The organism is Allosphingosinicella deserti, assembly GCF_003012735.1.
Classification (GTDB): Bacteria; Pseudomonadota; Alphaproteobacteria; order Sphingomonadales; family Sphingomonadaceae; genus Allosphingosinicella; species Allosphingosinicella deserti.
Genome location: NZ_PXYI01000004.1, coordinates 255,172 through 273,830 on the forward strand (window position 1 = coordinate 255,172; position 18,659 = coordinate 273,830).

Below are 18,659 nucleotides of genomic sequence, written 5' to 3' on the forward strand. Positions count from 1 at the left end.
ATCCGAGCGCATGAAAGCGGCGCCACCGCGCTGTCAGAGACTTGAAGGAATTGCGCATGGGGGATCTGACCGTCTCGGACTTCGCCGAGGGGCAGGAATATGCGGTGCCCGTGAGCGGCGGAACCGTGACGCTGAGCCTCGACCGCGTCCAGGTGCTCGAGCAGGCGATGCGCGCCGGCGGCGGCTTTCGCCTCGAGTTCTGCGGCCCTGCCGATCCCGTTCTCCCGCAGGCCACCTATTCCTTCGCCGGACAGGGCGAGACGAAGGACATCTTCATCGTGCCGATCGGCCGGGATGCAGGGGCGACGCGCTACGAGGCAATCTTCATCTAATTGCCGCGGCGCCGACCGGATGCTCCATCAGGTCATAGACGCCTTTGTCTTCGACCGCCTCGAATCCCAGGCGCATGTAGAGGCCCATCGCCGGATTGTGCTTCTCGACGTGGATGGAGACCTTCTTGCCGAGGCGCGAGGCCTGCGCGATCACGTCCTCCAATATCGCCGCGCCGATGCCGCGCCGGCGTGCGGCCGGAAGCAGAGCGATGTCGATGATCCGGATCTGGTCGCGCCATTGCTCGGTGTAGAGCCGCCCCGCATCCTCGCCGTCCACCTGGATGACGAGCCACTCGGCATCCGGATAATGGCGGTCATAATGCTGCCGCTGGGCTTCGAATTGCTGGCGCAGGAAGGCAAGCCGCGCCTCCACCGGCCAGCCGGTCTGCGCGAGTTCCTCTTCGCGGGTCGATGCATAGACCGCGAAGAGAAAGGCGAGGTCGGCGGAGGTTCGCGGACGATAGGCGATTCCGAGCCGCGCCGCCCGATCAAGGGGAGGCGGCATTCAGCGAGCACTCACCTGGGGATGATCATAATCCGCGCGGTCCATCCCTGTCTTTCTTCGTTCTGAGGCGCCGATCGTATAGCCCGGCGCGCATGCGCCGTGAAAGCCGCTTGAGATTTGCCGCTGCCATCGCCAACGAACCGGCATGTCCGAACTGCTTCCCCCGCCGCCGCCCGATCTGCTCGATGGCGCGGCCCTGTTTCTCGATTTCGACGGCACGCTGGTCGAGCTTGCCGAAACGCCGGACGCGATCAGCGTCCCGGATCATCTTCATTCGCTGCTCGATCGCCTCGGCCGCGCCCTGTCCGGCAGCCTCGCCATCATCAGTGGCCGCGCCATCTCCGATCTGGAGCGGCATCTCGGGCCGTTGCCGATCGCCGTCTCGGGCTCCCATGGCCTGGAACTGCGTACCGCCGAGGGGCAGATGGGTCCGGTTCCGGCCCCGGCGACCCTTGCCGTCGCGCGCGACGAGATCCGCCAGTTCGCAGCGGATGCCCCGGGAGTCATCGTCGAGGACAAGCCGGCCAGCGTCGCGCTCCATTATCGTGGGGCGCCCGACCGTGAAGCGGACGCGGTGGCGCTCGCGGGCGGTCTGGCCGCGCGTACCGGGCTTACCGTTCAGGCGGGCAAGATGGTCGTCGAGCTTCGTCCGGCCGGCGCCGACAAGGGCGATGCGCTCAGGCGATTGATGGCGGAACCAGCCTTCGCAAATAAGCGTCCTGTGTTCGTGGGAGACGATCTGACGGACGAGCACGCCTTCGTGGCGGCGAAGGAGATGGGCGGGGCAGGGATCCTGGTCGGCCCTTCACGGGAGACGGCGGCCGCCTGGCGGCTTGACGATGTTGCGGCCGTGGCCGCCTGGCTGATGGCGGTAACGGGAGGCGTACGTGGCTGATCTCAATCTTTGGCCGATCGGCAATTGCCAGGTTTCGGCGCTGGTCGATAGCGAGGCCGGCTTCGTCTGGGCCTGCGCGCCGCGGGTCGATGGCGATCCGCTGTTCTGCTCGCTGCTCAGTCCCAAGGGCGACAGCGACATCCCACGGGGCGAGTGGCGGCTGTCGCTCGAAAACCAAGTGGCGGTCGAGCAGAGCTATTTGCGCAACACGCCGGTGCTGGTGACCCGGCTGACCGATGCCGACGGCGGCATCGCCGAAATCTTCGATTTCTGTCCGCGCTTCCAGCGCAGCGGCCGGATGTATCGTCCCGTTGCCTTCGCCCGCATCGTGCGGCCGATCGCCGGTGCGCCGCGGCTCAAGGTCGCGCTCAATCCGTCTGCAAACTGGGGCGCCAAGGATGCCGAGACGACCACCGGCACCAACCATGTGCGCTATCTGCTGAAGCCGCAGCCGCTGCGCCTCACCACCGATGCGCCGGTCGGCCAGATCATGGAAGGGCGCGCCTTCCGTCTGGAGCGCGCGCAGCATTTCTTCCTCGGGCCCGACGAGCCGTTCGTCGGCAATGTCGGCCACACGCTCGCGACATGGCTCCACCAGACGATCGAGGATTGGCGCGACTGGGTGCGCGGGCTGGCGATCCCGCTGGAATGGCAGAAGGTGGTGATCCGGGCCGCGATCACGTTGAAACTGTGCCAACACGAGGAAACCGGCGCGATCGTCGCGGCGCTGACCACCTCCGTTCCGGAGGCGGCGGACAGCGGCCGCAACTGGGATTATCGCTATTGCTGGATCCGTGACGCTTATTACACGGTGCAGGCGCTGAACCGCCTTGGCGCGCTTGATGTGCTCGAACTCTATCTCGGCTATCTGCGCAACATCGTCGACGATGCCAAAGGCGGTCACATCCAGCCGCTCTATGCAGTCTCCGGCGAGGCCAAGATCGAGGAATGGGAAGCCGACGGCCTCGCCGGCTATCGCGGCATGGGCCCGGTGCGGGTCGGCAATGCCGCTTATTACCAGATCCAGCACGACGCCTACGGGCAGATCATCTTGTCCAACGTCCAGGCTTTCTTCGACGAACGGCTGTTCCGGCCGGCGACGGTCGCCGATTTCCAGGCGCTGGAGAAAGTCGGCGAGCGTGCCTGGACGATGCACGATCAGCCCGATGCCGGCCTTTGGGAATATCGTACCCGCAGCGCCGTCCACACCTACAGCTCGGTGATGAGCTGGGCCGGTTGCGACCGCCTCGCCAATGCGGCGGCGGTGCTCGGGCTCGACGATCGCGCGGCCTTGTGGCGCGAGCGCGAACAGGCGATCCGCGCCCGCATCGAAAAGGAGGCATGGTTCGCCAAGGAAGAACGGTTCGGCGCCAGCTTCGGCGGCGGCGAGACCGATGCGAGCCTGCTCCAGCTCGTCGACATGCGCTTCGTCGCGCCCGACGATCCGCGCTTCGTCCGCACCTTCGAAGCGGTGGAGCGGGAGCTTCGCCGCGGCGAGCATATGTTGCGCTACGCGGCCGAGGACGATTTCGGCCTGCCCGAGACGGCGTTCAACTTCTGCACCTTCTGGCTGATCGAGGCGCTGCATCTTGCCGGCCGCAGCGACGAGGCCCGCGCCCTGTTCGAACGCACGCTCGAGCGGCTGACGCCGGCCGGTCTGCTGTCCGAGGATACCGATTTCGAGACCGGCGAGCTGTGGGGCAATTACCCGCAGACCTATTCGCTGGTCGGCCTCATCAATTGCGCGATGATGCTGTCCAAGCCGTGGACCGCGATCCGGTGAGCCGCCTGATCGTCATCTCGAACCGGGTCGCCGCGCCCAAACCGGACGGGGAGGGCGGCGCCCAGGGCGGGCTCGCGGTCGCACTCTCGGCCGCGCTGCGCGAATATCGCGGTTTGTGGTTCGGCTGGTCCGGCAACCGCATCGACGAATTCACCGGCAAGATCGATTTCCAGCGCCATGACGGAGTGACCTCGGCGACGATCGATCTCGAGGAGCAGGACGTCGAGGAATATTATAACGGCTACGCCAATCGGACCCTGTGGCCGCTTTTCCACTACCGGATCGATCTGGCCGAATATGTGCGCAGCTTCGGTGCCGGCTACGAGCGGGTCAACGAGCGCTTCGCCGACACGGTGACCCCGCTGATCGACCCGGACGACCTTGTCTGGATCCACGATTATCACCTGATCCCGCTCGGCGCCCAGCTGCGCCAGCGCGGCCTTCGCAACCGGATGGGCTTCTTCCTCCACATCCCCTGGCCGCCGGCGCGGCTGCTGACCTCGCTTCCCGCGCACGAGCATCTCGTCCTGTCGCTGCTCGCTTACGACGTGATCGGATTCCACACCAAGGAGTGGCTGGAGAGCTTCCAGAATTATGTGGAACGGGAGCTTGGCGGCCACTGCGAGCCGGACGGCACCATCCATGTCGGCGAGCGCTCGGTCCATGCCGCCGCATACCCGATCGGCATCGATTACAAGGAGTTCCGCGAAGCCGCGGAGAGCGAGGCCGCGCAGGAGGCGTTCGAGCGCCTGCGCAAGAGCGCCGACGGCCGCGGCACGATCATCGGCGTCGACCGGCTCGATTATTCGAAAGGGCTGGAGGAGCGTTTCCTCGGCTATCGCCGCTTCCTCGAGGACCATGAGGATTGGCAGGGCGAGGTCTTCCTGCTCCAGATCGCGCCGCCGTCGCGCGGCGAGGTTCATACCTACGAGAAGATCCGTGAGTCGCTCGACGAGCTTTCCGGCCGCATCAACGGCGAATTCGCCGCGGTCGACTGGGTGCCGATCCGCTACGTGAACCAGGGCTATGGCCGCGAGGATCTTGCCGGCTTCTACCGCGCTTCGCAGATCGCTTTGGTGACGCCGCTGCGCGACGGCATGAATCTCGTCGCCAAGGAATATGTCGCGGCGCAGGATCCGGAGGATCCCGGCGTGCTGATCCTGTCGCGCTTCGCCGGCGCCGCACTGCAATTGACGGACGCCCTGCTGGTCAACCCCTACAGCAAGGAAGAGATAAGCGACGCCATCAAGCAGGCGCTGGACATGCCGCGCGAGGAGCGGATCCGCCGCTGGCGCAGCATGAACGAGGTGGTCAAACAGGAAGACGTCGTCTGGTGGCGCCGCAATTTCGTCGCGGCCCTCCAGGGCGAGGCAACACAGGACGAGCGCGCCGCCGGCTGACGCCGCGCATCGTCGGCCCACGAATTCCCGTTCGGGCCGAGCCTGTCAGAGCCCTCGCACTCATGCATTCGGCAGATCGGGAGCGGGTTCATGCCCGCTCCCGTCTACGGTTACGCTTTCTCGGCGTCCCCCAGAGCCCGCGCCTCGACGCTGTCGTGCAGTCCCGAAGGATGTTCGAGGTCGAAATGGGCAAGCTCCTCGCCATCGGGAACGCCGACCGCGAACGAGGCGGCGGTGCGGCCCTCACTGCCGTCGGGCAGGCGATAGCGCGCCTCGGCGACGACCACGGGCAGAACCGCGTCGCCATCGATCTCGGTTGTTGCAAGAGCCACGGTCGCCTCGATCCGTGCACCGGCGCCGGCCTCGATCGTCGTCGGCGGCAGTTCGCCGCCTTCGGTTTCGTGCGCGCGCTCGATCAGCATGCGCTCCATTTCGCTTTCCTGGTTGGCGCCGGCCGGGAACATCCAGGTCGACACACGGACGTCGCGGGCGGGGGCGTCGCCCTGGTTGGCGACATCGAGCGCGAACTCGACCTTGGCTTCACGGCCCTCGACGCCGGCCCGAACCGGACGGACCTGAAGATCGAGCCATGGCCGCGCACCAAGTTCGGTCGCGGCGGCAGCAATCGGGGCCGCCACCGGAGCGGCCACCGGGGCTGTTGCGGCGGCAGCACTCGGCGCGATCGCCACCGTATCGGCGACGGGAAGCGCCGCCGCGGGCGTGGCGGGCGGCGCCTGGTTAACGTCCTCATAGGTGTCGACGTACTCGAGGTCCGTGTGCCGCCGGCGTCTGCGCAGCAGCAGGAAGGCGAGCGCCGCCACCGCGAGCAAGCCGACGATCACCAGCGGCAGGATCGATCCCTCCGCCTGCTGCGGCGGAGGCGCAGGAGCGACGAGATCGGTTTCCGCCGGAGCGGGCTGCGGAAGCACTTCCGGTGGCATCGCGCCTGCGTCGACGGGCGTCATCGGATCTCCGAGCGGCGTGGCGCTGGTCTGAGCAGGAAGGGCTGAGGCAGGGGCGGGCGCTACGATTCCAGCTGTCGGCGTGGCGATCGGTGCGGGTGCCGCGGGGCGCGTCCGGCTCTGCGTTGCGCGCGGGGTCGGACGCGCTTCGGCGGGCGCCTCCGGAGTCGACACAGCGCCTTCAGGGCCGACCGCGGGCACGTCGACGTCGACCGGACGGTTGGTGGGTGCCGCCGGAGCCACCCTAACGGGCGCCGGCGCACTCGTCACCGGTGGAGCGATGTCGACCACCGGCGGATCGGCCGCGGACTGTGCATCCTGCGCGAGCGCCGGGGTGATCGGGAGCGCAGAGGCTGCCAGCAGCAGTCCGAGGGCGCGGCGATGATCTCTCTGGTTCTGGTTCATAACAGGGGGAGAACGAAATGCATCCCGCCGCAGGCTCGCCCTCCTACATCATTCGCGCTAATCCGTGGCTTCCGCAGGATGAGCAGAGCACCCGTCCTCTTGTGTGATGACGCTTTGAACTCGGGGGCGGGGTGCTGAAGATGCAGGGGGATGGTGTGAGCAAGAGATTTCGGCTTCTCGTCCTCGCCTGCGTGCTGCTCGTCCTGATCGGTGTCCCTGCGGCTTCCTTGTGGTGGATGACTGCAGTTCCGGGGCGGTCGTTCGATGGGCCGTTGCCGCGCCTTTCGGCTCCGCAAACCGACCTCGCGGCGCGGCTCCAGGCGCATGTGCGTGCGATCGCCAGTGTTCCGCACAATGTCAATCATCCGCAGGCGCTGGAAGCCAGCGCCTCCCATATCGAAACAGGACTGCAAGGCCTCGGCTACGCCGTCCAGCGTCAGCCGTTCGCAGTGGGGGGCCTGGAGGTGCGCAACATCGAAGCCGTGCTTGATCCTGCTCGACCCGCCACGGAGACGCTGGTCGTCGGCGCCCATTATGATAGCTGGGGAGAGTCGCCGGGCGCGAACGACAATGGCAGCGGCACGGCGGCCGTCCTGGAACTCGCCCGTCTGCTGGTCGATCTGCGCGGCCGCAGCGCGCTGCGCATCCGCTTCGTCCTGTTCGTCAACGAGGAGCCGCCTTATTTCCGCACCAGGGAGATGGGCAGCCTCGTCTATGCACGGCGCCTCGTCGCGAGTGGAGAGCGGATTCGCGGCATGCTCTCGCTCGAGACGATGGGCTTCTTCTCGGATCGGGACGGGAGCCAGCATTATCCCTCCCCGTTCAATCTCTTCTATCCGAGGAGAGGCAATTTCATCGCCTTCGTCGGGCCGCTTTCCGCCAGAGGTCTCGTTCGGGAAAGCGTCGGGACCTTCCGCGCGGTGGCGGAATTCCCGAGCGTCGGCGGCACCGCGCCGGGCGCCATACAGGGGATCAACTGGTCCGATCACTGGGCCTTCATGCAGGTCGGCGTCCCGGCGCTGATGGTCACCGACACCGCGCCCTTCCGCTACCCGCATTATCACAGCGCCGAGGATCGCCCGGACAAGATCGACTATGATCGGCTTGCCCGGGTGGTCACCGGCCTCGAACGCATGCTGCGACGCTGGGCTTCGCCGCCTGCCGGCTAGCGGAGGCGGCGTGGCTCGCTTACGGTCTATCGATGCGTCGCCTGCTCGATCTCCTGTACCGCCTTCAAAGGACGCTGTGGCGTATCATCAGGCCGCATACGCGCGGTTTGAAGGCGATGCTGTTCGATGAGGCGGGCGCGTTGCTGCTGATTCGCAACAGCTACGGGCGGTCCGATCTGTGGGTTCTGCCCGGCGGCGGGATCAGGCCGTTCGAAGCCCCTTTGGCCGCCGCTCGACGCGAGGTGCGGGAGGAAGTCGGGTGCGCGGCCGAAGGGCTGGTGCTGAGATCGACCCATGCCAACGGCTCGGAAGGCAAACGCGACACCGTCTTCCTGTTCGCCGGCCGCGCGTCGGGGGCGTTGGTGCCGGACGGCTTCGAAGTCGCCGAAGCCGGCTTCTTCCCGCTCGATGCTCTCCCGGCCATGCTTTCGCCCGCCACACGCCGCCGCATCGACGAGCATCTCGGCCGCCGTGCGGCGGACGGGCGCTGGTAGATCAGTTCAGCAGTTCGACCGCCATCGCGGTGGCTTCGCCGCCGCCGATGCACAGGCTGGCGAGGCCGCGTTTCTGACCGTGGGTCTCGAGCGCGGAGAGCAAGGTCGCCAGCACCCGCGCCCCGCTCGCACCGATCGGGTGGCCGAGTGCGGTCGCACCGCCATGGACGTTGATGATGTCGTGACCGATGCCGAGATCCTGCATGGCGATCATCGCCACGCAGGCGAACGCCTCGTTGACCTCGAACAGGTCGACGTCCTTGACCGACCAGCCCGCGCGCTCCAGCGCCTTCTGCATCGCGCCGACGGGGGCGGTGGTGAAGCGCGACGGCTGATGCGCGTGCGCGGCGTGGGCGACGATGCGGGCGACCGGCGTGATGCCGAGCCGATCTGCGACCGATTGCCGCGTGATCACGAGCGCCGCGGCGCCGTCCGAGATCGACGAGGCGTTGGCCGCAGTGATCGTTCCGTCCTTGGCGAAAGCGGGCTTCAGGCTCGGGATCTTGGACGGATCACCCTTGGCCGGCTGCTCGTCGTCTGCAACGATGGTTGCGCCCTTGCGGCCGGCAATCTCGACCGCCACGATCTCGCGGGCGAACCAGCCTTCCGCCTGTGCCTTCTGGGCGCGGCTCAAGGAGGCGATCGCATAATCGTCCTGGGCGGCGCGGGTGAACTGATATTCGGTCGCGGCTTCCTCGGCGAAGCTGCCCATCAGCCGGCCCTGCTCATAGGCATCCTCTAGCCCGTCGAAGAACATGTGGTCCAAGATCTTGTCGTGGCCGATGCGGGCGCCGCCGCGATGCTTCGTCATCAGATAGGGCGCGTTCGACATGCTCTCCATGCCGCCGGCGACGATCAGGTCGGCCGAGCCGGCGGCGAGCGTGTCGGCGGCCATGATCGCGGCCTGCATGCCCGATCCGCACATCTTGTTGACCGTGGTCGCCTCGATATGGGTCGGCAGGCCCGCCTTGAGCGCGGCCTGGCGGGCCGGCGCTTGGCCGAGACCGGCGGGAAGCACGCAGCCCATGTAGATCTTCTCGATCGCCTCATGCGCGATGCCGGCGCGCGCGACCGCGGCGCCGACGGCGCCGGCGCCGAGTTCGGTCGCCGATGCGCCGGCAAGCGCACCCTGGAAGCTTCCCATCGGCGTGCGGGCGTAGGACAGGATGACGATCGGATCGGCGGTGCTCATGATTTTCCTTCAACTCCTCCCCGGAACGGGGAGGTGGCAGCGCGAAGCGCTGACGAAGGGGCTGTCTCGGCCTTGGTGCCAGCCCCTCCACCAAGCTTCGCTTGGTTCCCCTCCCCGTACCGGGGAGGATCTTATGGCCATCAGATAGGCTTTCGGCCGTGCTTGTTCAAATATCGCGGGCTCTGCTAGGGCGCCTGCAACAGGAGAGACAAGAATGGCCGATTTCGGGCTCGATTTCGCGCTCGGCGAGATGGCGGACGCCATCCGCGAGACCACCGCCCGGTTCGCCGCCGATCGCATCGCGCCGCTGGCCGCGCGCATCGACGCGGAGGACTGGTTTCCGACGGAGCTCTGGCCCGAAATGGGCGCGCTCGGGCTGCACGGCATCACCGTGGAAGAGGAATATGGCGGGCTCGGCCTCGGCTATCTCGAACATGTCGTCGCCCAGGAAGAAGTGGCGCGGGCCTCGGCCTCGATCGGCCTGTCCTACGGCGCGCATTCCAATCTCTGTGTCAACCAGATCCGACGCTGGGGCAATGCCGAGCAGAAGCAGAAATATCTGCCGAAGCTGATCAGCGGCGAGCATATCGGATCGCTTGCGATGTCGGAGGCGGGCGCGGGATCGGACGTCGTCTCCATGAAGCTGCGCGCCGAGAAACGCGGCGACCGCTATGTGCTGAACGGCACGAAATTCTGGATCACCAACGCCCATCATGCCGATACTCTGGTGGTCTACGCCAAGACCGGCGAAGGCTCGCGCGGGATCACCACCTTCATCATCGAGAAGGACATGCCGGGCTTCTCGCTCGGCCAGAAGCTCGACAAGATGGGCATGCGCGGATCGCCGACCGGCGAGCTCGTCTTCAACGATTGCGAGGTGCCCGAAGAGCAAGTGATGGGGCCGGAAAATGGCGGCGTCGGGGTGCTGATGTCGGGGCTCGATTACGAGCGCACCGTGCTCGCCGGAATCCAGCTCGGCATCATGCAGGCGTGCCTCGACGTGGTGCTTCCCTATATCCGCGAGCGCAAGCAGTTCGGCCAAGCGATCGGATCGTTCCAGCTGATGCAGGCCAAGGTCGCCGACATGTATGTCGCGCTCATTTCGGCGCGCGCCTACGTCTATGCGGTGGCGCGGGCGTGCGACGCCGGCAAGACGACGCGCTTCGATGCCGCCGGCGCGATTCTCTACGCGTCCGAAAATGCGGTCCGGGTCGCGCTCGAGGCGATCCAGGCGCTCGGCGGCGCCGGCTACACCAAGGACTGGCCGGTCGAGCGCTACATGCGCGACGCCAAGTTGCTCGACATCGGTGCCGGCACCAATGAGATCCGGCGCATGCTGATCGGGCGCGAGCTGATCGGCGCCGCATGACCGTGCTGACGAGCAAGATCGACGACGGCGCCGAGACCTTCCGCCGCTTTGCCGCGCACAATCGCGGGCTCGTCGAGCAATTGCGTACCAATGTCGCGCGCGCCGCGCTCGGCGGGCCGGAGAAGCATCGCGAGCGCCACGTCGCGCGCGGCAAATTGCTGCCGCGCGACCGGGTGACTCGCCTGCTCGATCCGGGTGCGCCGTTCCTGGAGATCGGACAGCTCGCCGCCAACGGCATGTATGGCGATGAAGCGCCGGGCGCCGGCGTGATCGCGGGGATCGGCCGCGTGTCGGGGCGCGAGTGCATGATCGTCGCCAACGATCCGACGGTGAAGGGCGGCGCCTATTTCCCGCTGACCGTGAAGAAGCATCTGCGCGCGCAGGAGATCGCCCGCGAGAACCGGCTGCCGTGCATCTATCTGGTCGACAGCGGCGGTGCCAATCTGCCGCACCAGGCCGAGGTCTTTCCCGATCGCGAGCATTTCGGCCGCATCTTCTACAACCAGGCGCAGATGTCGGCGGAAGGGATCGCGCAGATCGCCTGCGTGATGGGAAGTTGTACCGCCGGCGGCGCCTATGTGCCGGCGATGTCGGACGAGAGCGTGATCGTCCGCAACCAGGGCACCATCTTTCTGGGCGGGCCGCCTCTGGTCAAGGCAGCGACTGGCGAGGTGATCTCGGCCGAGGATCTCGGCGGCGCCGACGTGCATGGCCGCCGTTCGGGCGTGGTCGACCATGTCGCGGAAAATGACGCGCATGCGCTGGCGATCGTGCGCAGCATCGTCGCGCGGCTGAACACGGTGAAGCAGGTCGATATCGATGTCGCCGAGGCGGTGCCGCCGAAGCTCGATGCCGACGATCTCTACGGTATCATCCCCGACGACGTTCGCACGCCCTATGACGTGCGCGAGGTGATCGCGCGGATCGTCGACGGCTCCGAGCTGCACGAATTCAAGCCGCTTTACGGCACCACCCTGGTCTGCGGCTTCGCGCGGATCTGGGGCATGCCGGTGGCGATTCTGGCCAATAACGGAATCCTGTTCTCGGAAAGCGCGCTCAAGGGCGCACACTTCATCGAGCTCGCCTGCCAGCGCCGCACGCCCTTGCTGTTTCTGCAGAATATCTCCGGCTTCATGGTCGGCGGCAAATATGAAGCCGGCGGCATCGCCAAGGACGGCGCCAAGCTCGTCACCGCGGTTGCGACGGCGCAGGTGCCCAAGGTCACCGTCCTGATCGGCGGCAGCTTCGGCGCCGGCAATTACGGCATGAACGGCCGCGCCTACGGCCCCCGCTTCCTGTTCACCTGGCCCAACAGCCGGATCAGTGTGATGGGCGGCGAGCAGGCGGCGAGCGTGCTGGCGACCGTCCACAAGGATGCCGACAGCTGGACTCCCGAGCAGGCTGAAGCGTTCAAGGCGCCGATCCGGCAGCGCTACGAAGACGAAGGCAACCCCTATTACGCGACCGCGCGGCTGTGGGACGACGGCATCATCGACCCGGCGCAAACGCGCGACGTGCTGGGCCTCGCGTTCAGCGCCTGCCTGAACGCACCGATTGCGGAGAGGGCACGCTTCGGCGTGTTCCGGATGTGAGGGGCGCTGAACCTGAAATCCTCCCCGGTACGGGGAGGGGGACCATGCGCAGCATGGTGGAGGGGCTGGCACGATGCTGACCGGATCGGCTCCGATCATCGGCAGAGCACGCACGCTCAGGAGAGAAATGTCGTTGCCGGAGGTCTTGCTCTGGCGCGAGCTTCGCAAGCGGCCGGCCGGATTGAAGTTCAGACGGCAGCATCCTGCCGGGCCATTCGTGCTCGATTTCGTTTGTTTGAGCTCTCGCGTGGCAATCGAGATTGATGGCCAAATGCATGATGCCGCCAGTGCTCAGTTTAGGGATGAGGTCCGCGACGAATGGCTGGCGGATCAAGGGTTCTCGACCTTGCGCATCGCTGCTCGTGACGTTTTTCCGAATTTGGAAGGGGTGCTCAAGCTCGTGACGTCTCGGTGTAGCTCGGAGCAGCCCCTCCACCACGCCGCTACGCGGCGCGGTCCCCCTCCCCGTACCGGGGAGGATACATGATCCGCTCCCTGCTCATCGCCAACCGGGGCGAGATTGCGTGTCGGGTGATCCGGACCGCGCGGCGGCTCGGAATTCGTACCGTCGCGGTGTTCTCGGATGCGGATCGGCATGCGCTGCATGTCCGTGAGGCCGACACCGCCGTGCATATCGGCGCGTCGCCGGCGCGGGAAAGCTATCTCGTCGGCGAGAAGATCCTTGCCGCGGCGCGGGAGACCGGGGCCGAGGCGATCCACCCGGGCTACGGCTTTCTCTCCGAAAATGCCGATTTCGCGCAGGCGGTGCTCGATGCCGGTCTGATCTGGGTCGGCCCGACGCCGGCCTCGATCCGCGCGATGGGGCTCAAGGATGCCGCCAAACGGCTCATGGACGAAGCCGGGGTGCCGACCACGCCCGGCTATCTCGGCGACGACCAGTCCCCCGCCCGACTCAAGGCGGAGTCGGATGCGATCGGCTATCCGGTGCTGATCAAGGCGGTTGCCGGCGGCGGCGGCAAGGGGATGCGGCGGGTCAATGCAGCCGCCGAGTTCGACGACATGCTGGCGTCGTGCAAGCGCGAGGCGGCGGCGTCGTTCGGCGACGACCGGGTGCTGATCGAGAAATATATCGAGCGACCGCGCCATATCGAGGTGCAGGTGTTCGGCGACAGCCACGGCAATGTCGTCCACCTGTTCGAGCGCGATTGCTCGCTGCAGCGCCGCCACCAGAAGGTGATCGAGGAAGCGCCGGCGCCCGGCATGGACGAGGTCACCCGCACCGCCGTCTGCGGTGCCGCGGTCAAGGCGGCGCAGGCGGTCGATTATGTCGGCGCGGGGACGATCGAGTTCATCGCCGATGCGTCGGAGGGTCTCCGGCCCGATCGGATCTGGTTCATGGAAATGAACACGCGCCTTCAGGTCGAGCATCCGGTGACCGAGGAGATTACCGGCCAGGATCTGGTCGAATGGCAGCTTCGCGTCGCCAGCGGCGAGCGGCTGCCGCTGCGCCAGGAGGATCTTCGGATCCGCGGCCATGCGATGGAGGCGCGGCTCTACGCCGAGGACCCTGCCCACGAATTCCTGCCGTCGACCGGGCGCCTCGACCATTTCGTGCTCGGCCGCGGCGTGCGCATCGACACCGGCGTCGAGGAAGGGGACCGGATCAGCCCCTATTACGATCCGATGATCGCCAAGCTGATTGCCTCTGCGCCGAGCCGCGACGAGGCGATCGACCGACTGATCGACACGCTCGACCAGCTCGAAGTGTGGCCGGTCAGGACCAACGCCGCCTTCCTGGCGCGCGCTGCCGACGACCCTGATTTCCGCAGCGGCGACGTCGACACCGCATTCATCCCGTCGCGCATCGATCGGCTGGTGCCGGAACTCGGTGCGCCGGAGTCGGTCTGGAACCTCGCCGCCACCGCCATGCTCGCCTCCGATTTCGGCCGCGGCGAAGAAGGCGAGCCGTGGGACTCGCTGCAGGGTTTCCGGCTCAACGTCGCGCCCGATCTCAAGGTGGCGATCGCCCATGGCGGCGAGACGCGGCTGATTGATGCCGGCGGCGATCCGCCGATCGAAGGTATTGCAACCGCGCGGGGCGAGAATGTCCTCGTCTTCTCGGCGGGCCAGGCCTTCGCCTTCACGCTCCCCGGCGTCGGTGGCGGTGCGGCGGGCGGCGCGGCTTCGGACGGGAGCCTGGTGTCGCCGATGCCCGGCCGCGTGCTTTCGGTCGACACCCGACAGGGCGACACGGTGGTCAAGGGCCAGAAGCTGGTCACGCTCGAGGCGATGAAGATGGAGCACAGCCTGGTCGCGCCTTTCGACGGCATCGTCGCCGAGCTGCAGGTCGGCGAGGGCGAGCAGGTCACCGAGGGAATGTTGCTGGTGCGGGTGGACAAGGGGGACGCATGATCGAAATCCGTCATCCCGGCGCAGGCGGGGATCTCAGGACACGAATGCACCTGTGCCTGTATCCCGCTGAGGTCCCGGCCTTCGCCGGGATGACGGGCCTGTAATGGCCGGGCGCTTCTTTGATGAGTGGACCCTGGGCGACCGGCTTAGCCATCAGCCGCATCGCACCGTCACCGAGACCGACAACCTCCTGATTTCCACGCTCACCCACAACCCGCAGCCGCTGCACATCGACGCCGAATATGCGGCGACCACCGAGTTCGGCCGGATCGTCGTCAACGGCACCTTCACCTTCGCCTTGATGGTCGGCCTGTCGGTCGGCGACACCACGCTCGGCACGCTGGTCGCCAATCTCGGCTACGACAAGGTGCGGATGCCCAAGCCCGTGTTCATCGGCGACACGCTTCGCGCCGAGACCGAGGTGATCGGGCTCAAGGACAGTCGCTCGCGCCCGGACGCGGGGATCGTCACTTTCGAGCACCGCATGCTGAACCAGCGCGACGAGCTCGTCTGCGTGTGCGAGCGGACGGCGCTGCTGCGGAGGCGGGGATGAGAACCCTTGTCCCCGATCCTCCCCGGTACGGGGAGGGGGACCGCCGCCGCAGGCGGGGGTGGAGGGGCTGCCCTGACACCGCCGTGCCAGCCCCTCCACCAGCCTTCGGCTGGTCCCCCTCCCCGTACCGGGGAGGATCTTTGTGAAGCTGCGTTCGCTCCTGTTCGTCCCGGGCGATCGGCCGGACCGGATGGAAAAGGCGCTCGGCTCGGGCGCCGACGCGCTGATCCTCGATCTCGAGGATGCGGTGGCGGCCTCGGCCAAGCCGGAGGCGCGCCGCGCGGTGTGCGCGTTCGTCGCCGCCAATCCGGCGGCCAATCTCTGGGTGCGGATCAATCCGCTCGACACGGACGAGGCCGATCGCGATCTCGACGCCCTGGTCGCGGCGCGCCCGGACGGGATCGTCCTGCCCAAGGCGGAGGGCGGTCCTTCGGTCGACGACCTCGCCCGGCGGCTGACCCAGCGGGGCAATGCCACCGCCCGCATTCTCGCCATCGCCACCGAAACGCCTGCGGCGATGTTCCAGCTCGGCACCTATGGCGGCGCCAAGCGGCTCGAGGGCCTGACGTGGGGTGCCGAGGATCTGCCCGCGGCGATCGGCGCGACGACGTCGCGCGAGGAGGACAATTCCTACACGCCGCCTTATCAGCTCGCCCGCTCGCTCTGCCTGTTCGGCGCCGCGGCGGCGCGGGTGCGGCCGATCGAGACGGTCTATCCCGCCTTCCGCGATCTCGACGGCCTTGCCGCTTATGCCGCCAGCGCGCGGCGCGACGGCTTTACCGGCATGATGGCGATCCACCCGGCGCAGGTGCCGGTGATCAACGCCGCGTTCACGCCGAGCGCGGCCGAGATCGCCCATGCGCAGGCCGTGGTCGCGGCGTTCGCAGCGGCGCCGAATGCCGGCGCCCTGTCGCTCGATGGGCGGATGATCGACCGCCCGCATCTGGTTCAGGCCCAGCGCATCCTCGCCGCGGCCGCCGAATAGCTCAGCTGCCGGAGAGCCCGTCCTTGTAGCGGGCGTCCAGGTAGCGGCCATGGGTCTCGACGCGCATCCGCTCGGCCCGGCTCGCTTCCTCGGTCAGACGGGCGATCTCCTGGGCGATCGTGGCGAGGCCCTCCTCGAACCGGCGCCGGGTCTCGACGTCGCGGTCGCGGGTGAGGGCGGGGAGTTTGCACCAGGAATCGACCAGGTTCGGCAGATGCTCGCCGATCAGCTTGCGGGCGTCCCACGCCAGGGTCGAGCGCGGATCGGCTTCAGCAAGGTGGGCGGGGAGGTCGCCGAAATTGACGAGGATCGAGTCGATCGAGCCGGAGACGCTGTCCGGAAGCGCGAGCCGCTGGTCGAGCAGCCATTCCTCGGCACGGCAGGGCAAAGCGGCGAGCTCCTCGCGGGAGAAGCTTGCAGGCTCGCGCCCGCGCCACAGGCCCGACGCCGCCATCCCCGCAACTGCGGCGGCGCCCGCCGCGAGCGCCGCCATCGTCACCGGGGCGACCGTCATCGCATAGCCGAACGCCCCGATTGCCGAGGCGCTGCCGAGCGCGCCGGCTTTCCGGACCTTGAGCCACGCCGCCTGCTTGCGCCGCTCCTGGCGCCGTTTCTCCGCCTCGCGGACGGCCTTGGACTTGAGGTGGCGGCGCAGGAAATCGCCGGCAGCGCCGACGACGTCCCCGAGAACGTGCTTGATCACGGGTTGGAGAGGCCGCTCGGATCCTTGTAGCGGCTCTCGATGAAACGGCCCTGGGTCTCGAACTTCTGGCGCTCGCTCTCGGCGAGCTTGGCGGCAATCTCGTCGAGCGTGCCGCGCGCGGCATCGAGGCTCGACACCAGCCGCTCGTCAACCGTCAGCCCTTCGCCGTCGCGCTCCTGCCGGTACTGGGCGGGCACGCGCTCGTACCGTTCGAGCAGATCGGGGAGGTGCTTGCCCATCAGCCGGCGGGCGTCTTGCGCCAGCGGATCCAAGGCGTCGATTTCCGCCAGCCGGGATTCCAGCAGGGGCAGGGTCGCGCTGATCTCGTCGACCCGCCGCGCCGCCGGCGGCGGCAAGGCCGCACGCTCGCGGACCAGCAGGCTGTCGAGCTGGCGAACCACGGCCTTGGTCGGAAGCTGCTCCGAATAGGCGACCCGCTTCGGCTCGCTCGGCCAGAAGGAGAAGAGCAGGAGGATGACGAGGGTCAGAAAGGCGACGACGAACAGGCCGTTGATCCCGATCGGCCCGACGATCAGCCCGAAGGCGATGGTCGCGACGATCAGCGCGACGATCGCTGCGCCCATGCCGGCGAGGCGCTTGCCGAGCGAGCGCGCCGCCCGCTGAACGTGCCGGCGCCGCGCGACCGCGGCTTCGCGGCTGGTCCCGTCATAGCGCGCGACCACCTCGTCGAACCGGGCGATGGCTTCGTCGACGCTGCGCGGGGGACCGGCCATTTAGCTGACCGGCGCGAGCAACGACGTGCTGCTGCCGCCCGCGATGCGGTTCTGCTCGACGCCCTCGGCGCGGGCGATGTAGCCGCGGCTCTTCTCGACTTCGGTCGAGAGCGTGTTGACGGTCTGCTTCATGCTCGACAGCGCCTGCAGCTTGAACTGATCGATGCTGTCCATCGTGTCGTAGATGTTCTGGAAGGCGCGCTGCAGCGTCTCCAGCGGGATCGTCGCCGATGCCGCCTGCTGGTGGATCTGCGCGGTCTGGTTGCGCAGCATCGTGCCGGTCGAATCGATCACGTTCGCCGTGGTCGTGTTGAGCGCGGTGATCTGGTCGAGCACCAGTTTCTGGTTCGTCAGCGCCTGCGCGACCGTCACCGCCGTGCGCAGCGCGGAGACGGTGGTCGTCGAGGCGCGGTCGACGCCCTTGATCAGCTCGACATTGTTCTTCTTGACGAGATCGAGGGCGAGATAGCCCTGCACCGTGACTGCCATCTGGGTGAGCAGATCGGTGGTGCGCTGACGGGTGTAGAAGAGCGCGGTTTCGCGGAGCGCCTTGGCCTTGGCCGGCTCGGTCGCGTCGAGCTCATTGGCCTTCTCCTCCAGCTTGGCGTCCAGCAGCTTGGAGATGTGGATCATCTGCTCGAGCTGACCCATCGTCTTCCACAGCGACGCACGCTCGGTGTCGATCGCGGCATTGTCCATCAGCAGCTCGTCCTTGCCCGAGGCGAGGCTCGAAAGGACGGACGAGATGTGACTCTGCGCGCTCTTGTAGCTGTCGAAATAGTTGCGCATCTTGCTGCCGAACGGGATGATCCCGAACAATTTCTTCGGCGCGAGCAGATTGCCCTGCTTGCCGGGATCGAGATCCTCGACGGTACGGCGAAGCTCGCTCAAGTTTGCGCCGATGCCGTTGTCGGCGTCGATCGCCTTGACCGGCCGATCGAGGAAGCGGTTGGAGGCGCCGGCCGCATCGGCGATCTGCTTGCGGCCCATGTTGGTAAGCTCGTCGACCTTGCGGCCGAATTCCGGGCTGTTGGCGTCGGCGGCGACGAGATCGGCGACGAACTTGTCGGCGACCGTCTCCAGCTTGGATTTGACCCCGTCCTCGATCGGCACCAGGCCGGCTGCCTGCTCAGGCTCGACCGTGGTCAGCGCTTCGGGCGCTTCCAGCTTGAGCTTGGTTTCCGTGGCCATCGTCGCTCCCTCGCAATTGATC

Annotated in this window: 18 protein-coding genes; 12 read left to right on the forward strand and 6 right to left on the reverse strand. The window is 67.3% G+C overall.

The genetic code is table 11. The features are described from left to right. The first annotated feature begins 56 nt into the window (after positions 1–56). A complete protein-coding gene (locus tag C7I55_RS13325) occupies positions 57–332 on the forward strand; it encodes a DUF6916 family protein (protein ID WP_106513474.1) in 276 nt (91 codons plus the stop codon). Here C7I55_RS13325 and C7I55_RS13330 read toward each other — a convergent pair. Continuing rightward, positions 325–837, reverse strand: a complete 513-nt coding sequence (locus C7I55_RS13330) for a GNAT family N-acetyltransferase (protein ID WP_106513475.1) — start codon at positions 835–837, stop codon at positions 325–327. The genes C7I55_RS13325 and C7I55_RS13330 overlap by 8 nt on opposite strands. A gap of 145 nt (positions 838–982) precedes the next feature. Here C7I55_RS13330 and otsB point away from each other — a divergent pair, with 145 nt between their 5' ends. The 3 genes from otsB to otsA are packed head-to-tail and all read left to right on the forward strand — an operon-like array spanning position 983 to position 4,915. Beyond that, a complete protein-coding gene (gene otsB, locus C7I55_RS13335) occupies positions 983–1,732 on the forward strand; it encodes a trehalose-phosphatase (RefSeq protein ID WP_106513476.1) in 750 nt (249 codons plus the stop codon). Next, positions 1,725–3,515: a glycoside hydrolase family 15 protein gene (locus C7I55_RS13340; protein ID WP_106513477.1), complete on the forward strand. Its 1,791-nt coding sequence runs from the start codon at positions 1,725–1,727 to the stop codon at positions 3,513–3,515. The genes otsB and C7I55_RS13340 overlap by 8 nt, the downstream gene beginning before the upstream one ends. Then, positions 3,512–4,915 carry an alpha,alpha-trehalose-phosphate synthase (UDP-forming) gene (gene otsA / locus C7I55_RS13345; RefSeq protein WP_199192820.1) on the forward strand — a complete coding sequence of 468 codons (1,404 nt, stop codon included), beginning with the start codon at positions 3,512–3,514 and terminating at the stop codon, positions 4,913–4,915. Before C7I55_RS13340 ends, otsA begins: the two co-directional genes overlap by 4 nt. 110 nt (positions 4,916–5,025) lie before the next feature. On the opposite strand, the gene C7I55_RS13350 is transcribed toward otsA, so the two are convergent. Further along, positions 5,026–6,282: a hypothetical protein gene (locus tag C7I55_RS13350; RefSeq protein WP_106513479.1), complete on the reverse strand. Its 1,257-nt coding sequence runs from the start codon at positions 6,280–6,282 to the stop codon at positions 5,026–5,028. A gap of 155 nt (positions 6,283–6,437) precedes the next feature. On the opposite strand from C7I55_RS13350, the gene C7I55_RS29230 reads away from it, so the two are divergent. Together C7I55_RS29230 and C7I55_RS13360 are read left to right on the forward strand one after the other, a co-directional pair. After that, the gene (locus tag C7I55_RS29230) at positions 6,438–7,451 is read left to right on the forward strand and encodes a M28 family peptidase (protein WP_199192821.1); all 1,014 of its coding nucleotides are present in this window, start codon (positions 6,438–6,440) and stop codon (positions 7,449–7,451) included. A gap of 32 nt (positions 7,452–7,483) precedes the next feature. Beyond that, positions 7,484–7,945 carry an NUDIX domain-containing protein gene (locus C7I55_RS13360; RefSeq protein WP_106513480.1) on the forward strand — a complete coding sequence of 154 codons (462 nt, stop codon included), beginning with the start codon at positions 7,484–7,486 and terminating at the stop codon, positions 7,943–7,945. Between the two features lies 1 nt (position 7,946). Here C7I55_RS13360 and C7I55_RS13365 read toward each other — a convergent pair whose 3' ends face one another. Next, positions 7,947–9,137 (reverse strand): acetyl-CoA C-acyltransferase, encoded by a 1,191-nt coding sequence (locus C7I55_RS13365; protein WP_106513481.1) that lies wholly within the window; start codon positions 9,135–9,137, stop codon positions 7,947–7,949. Positions 9,138–9,351: 214 nt separating this feature from the next. On the opposite strand from C7I55_RS13365, the gene C7I55_RS13370 reads away from it, so the two are divergent. From C7I55_RS13370 to C7I55_RS13395, 6 genes are all read left to right on the forward strand, one after another. Next, positions 9,352–10,506, forward strand: coding sequence for an isovaleryl-CoA dehydrogenase (locus tag C7I55_RS13370; RefSeq protein ID WP_106513482.1), 1,155 nt, complete (start codon positions 9,352–9,354; stop codon positions 10,504–10,506). Next, positions 10,503–12,098, forward strand: coding sequence for a carboxyl transferase domain-containing protein (locus C7I55_RS13375; RefSeq protein WP_106513483.1), 1,596 nt, complete (start codon positions 10,503–10,505; stop codon positions 12,096–12,098). The genes C7I55_RS13370 and C7I55_RS13375 overlap by 4 nt, the downstream gene beginning before the upstream one ends. A gap of 127 nt (positions 12,099–12,225) precedes the next feature. After that, positions 12,226–12,585 (forward strand): endonuclease domain-containing protein, encoded by a 360-nt coding sequence (locus tag C7I55_RS13380; protein ID WP_233222230.1) that lies wholly within the window; start codon positions 12,226–12,228, stop codon positions 12,583–12,585. Continuing rightward, the gene (locus C7I55_RS13385; protein ID WP_106513485.1) at positions 12,582–14,471 is read left to right on the forward strand and encodes an acetyl/propionyl/methylcrotonyl-CoA carboxylase subunit alpha; all 1,890 of its coding nucleotides are present in this window, start codon (positions 12,582–12,584) and stop codon (positions 14,469–14,471) included. The genes C7I55_RS13380 and C7I55_RS13385 overlap by 4 nt, the downstream gene beginning before the upstream one ends. Positions 14,472–14,574: 103 nt before the next feature. After that, positions 14,575–15,024 (forward strand): MaoC family dehydratase, encoded by a 450-nt coding sequence (locus tag C7I55_RS13390; protein WP_106513486.1) that lies wholly within the window; start codon positions 14,575–14,577, stop codon positions 15,022–15,024. Between the two features lie 142 nt (positions 15,025–15,166). Beyond that, on the forward strand, positions 15,167–16,009 hold the full coding sequence (locus C7I55_RS13395; protein ID WP_106513487.1) for an HpcH/HpaI aldolase/citrate lyase family protein: 843 nt from the start codon (positions 15,167–15,169) through the stop codon (positions 16,007–16,009). Position 16,010: 1 nt separating this feature from the next. Here the strand turns inward: C7I55_RS13395 and C7I55_RS13400 are convergent, their stop codons facing one another. The 3 genes from C7I55_RS13400 to C7I55_RS13410 are packed head-to-tail and all read right to left on the reverse strand — an operon-like array spanning position 16,011 to position 18,637. Beyond that, a complete protein-coding gene (locus C7I55_RS13400; RefSeq protein ID WP_106513488.1) occupies positions 16,011–16,712 on the reverse strand; it encodes a hypothetical protein in 702 nt (233 codons plus the stop codon). Continuing rightward, positions 16,709–17,446, reverse strand: a complete 738-nt coding sequence (locus C7I55_RS13405) for a hypothetical protein (RefSeq protein WP_106513489.1) — start codon at positions 17,444–17,446, stop codon at positions 16,709–16,711. Before C7I55_RS13405 ends, C7I55_RS13400 begins: the two co-directional genes overlap by 4 nt. Then, positions 17,447–18,637: a toxic anion resistance protein gene (locus tag C7I55_RS13410; RefSeq protein WP_106513490.1), complete on the reverse strand. Its 1,191-nt coding sequence runs from the start codon at positions 18,635–18,637 to the stop codon at positions 17,447–17,449. Between the last annotated feature and the right edge of the window lie 22 nt (positions 18,638–18,659).

What these genes read in the sequence shown, in the direction of transcription:
- C7I55_RS13325 (WP_106513474.1), top strand. Translation starts at nt 57, where the DNA reads ATGGGGGATCTGACCGTCTCGGACTTCGCCGAGGGGCAGGAATATGCG.
- C7I55_RS13330 (WP_106513475.1), bottom strand. Translation starts at nt 837, where the DNA reads ATGCCGCCTCCCCTTGATCGGGCGGCGCGGCTCGGAATCGCCTATCGT.
- otsB (WP_106513476.1), top strand. Translation starts at nt 983, where the DNA reads ATGTCCGAACTGCTTCCCCCGCCGCCGCCCGATCTGCTCGATGGCGCG.
- C7I55_RS13350 (WP_106513479.1), bottom strand. Translation starts at nt 6,282, where the DNA reads ATGAACCAGAACCAGAGAGATCATCGCCGCGCCCTCGGACTGCTGCTG.
- C7I55_RS13360 (WP_106513480.1), top strand. Translation starts at nt 7,484, where the DNA reads ATGCGTCGCCTGCTCGATCTCCTGTACCGCCTTCAAAGGACGCTGTGG.
- C7I55_RS13365 (WP_106513481.1), bottom strand. Translation starts at nt 9,137, where the DNA reads ATGAGCACCGCCGATCCGATCGTCATCCTGTCCTACGCCCGCACGCCG.
- C7I55_RS13370 (WP_106513482.1), top strand. Translation starts at nt 9,352, where the DNA reads ATGGCCGATTTCGGGCTCGATTTCGCGCTCGGCGAGATGGCGGACGCC.
- C7I55_RS13375 (WP_106513483.1), top strand. Translation starts at nt 10,503, where the DNA reads ATGACCGTGCTGACGAGCAAGATCGACGACGGCGCCGAGACCTTCCGC.
- C7I55_RS13380 (WP_233222230.1), top strand. Translation starts at nt 12,226, where the DNA reads ATGTCGTTGCCGGAGGTCTTGCTCTGGCGCGAGCTTCGCAAGCGGCCG.
- C7I55_RS13385 (WP_106513485.1), top strand. Translation starts at nt 12,582, where the DNA reads ATGATCCGCTCCCTGCTCATCGCCAACCGGGGCGAGATTGCGTGTCGG.
- C7I55_RS13390 (WP_106513486.1), top strand. Translation starts at nt 14,575, where the DNA reads ATGGCCGGGCGCTTCTTTGATGAGTGGACCCTGGGCGACCGGCTTAGC.
- C7I55_RS13405 (WP_106513489.1), bottom strand. Translation starts at nt 17,446, where the DNA reads ATGGCCGGTCCCCCGCGCAGCGTCGACGAAGCCATCGCCCGGTTCGAC.
- C7I55_RS13410 (WP_106513490.1), bottom strand. Translation starts at nt 18,637, where the DNA reads ATGGCCACGGAAACCAAGCTCAAGCTGGAAGCGCCCGAAGCGCTGACC.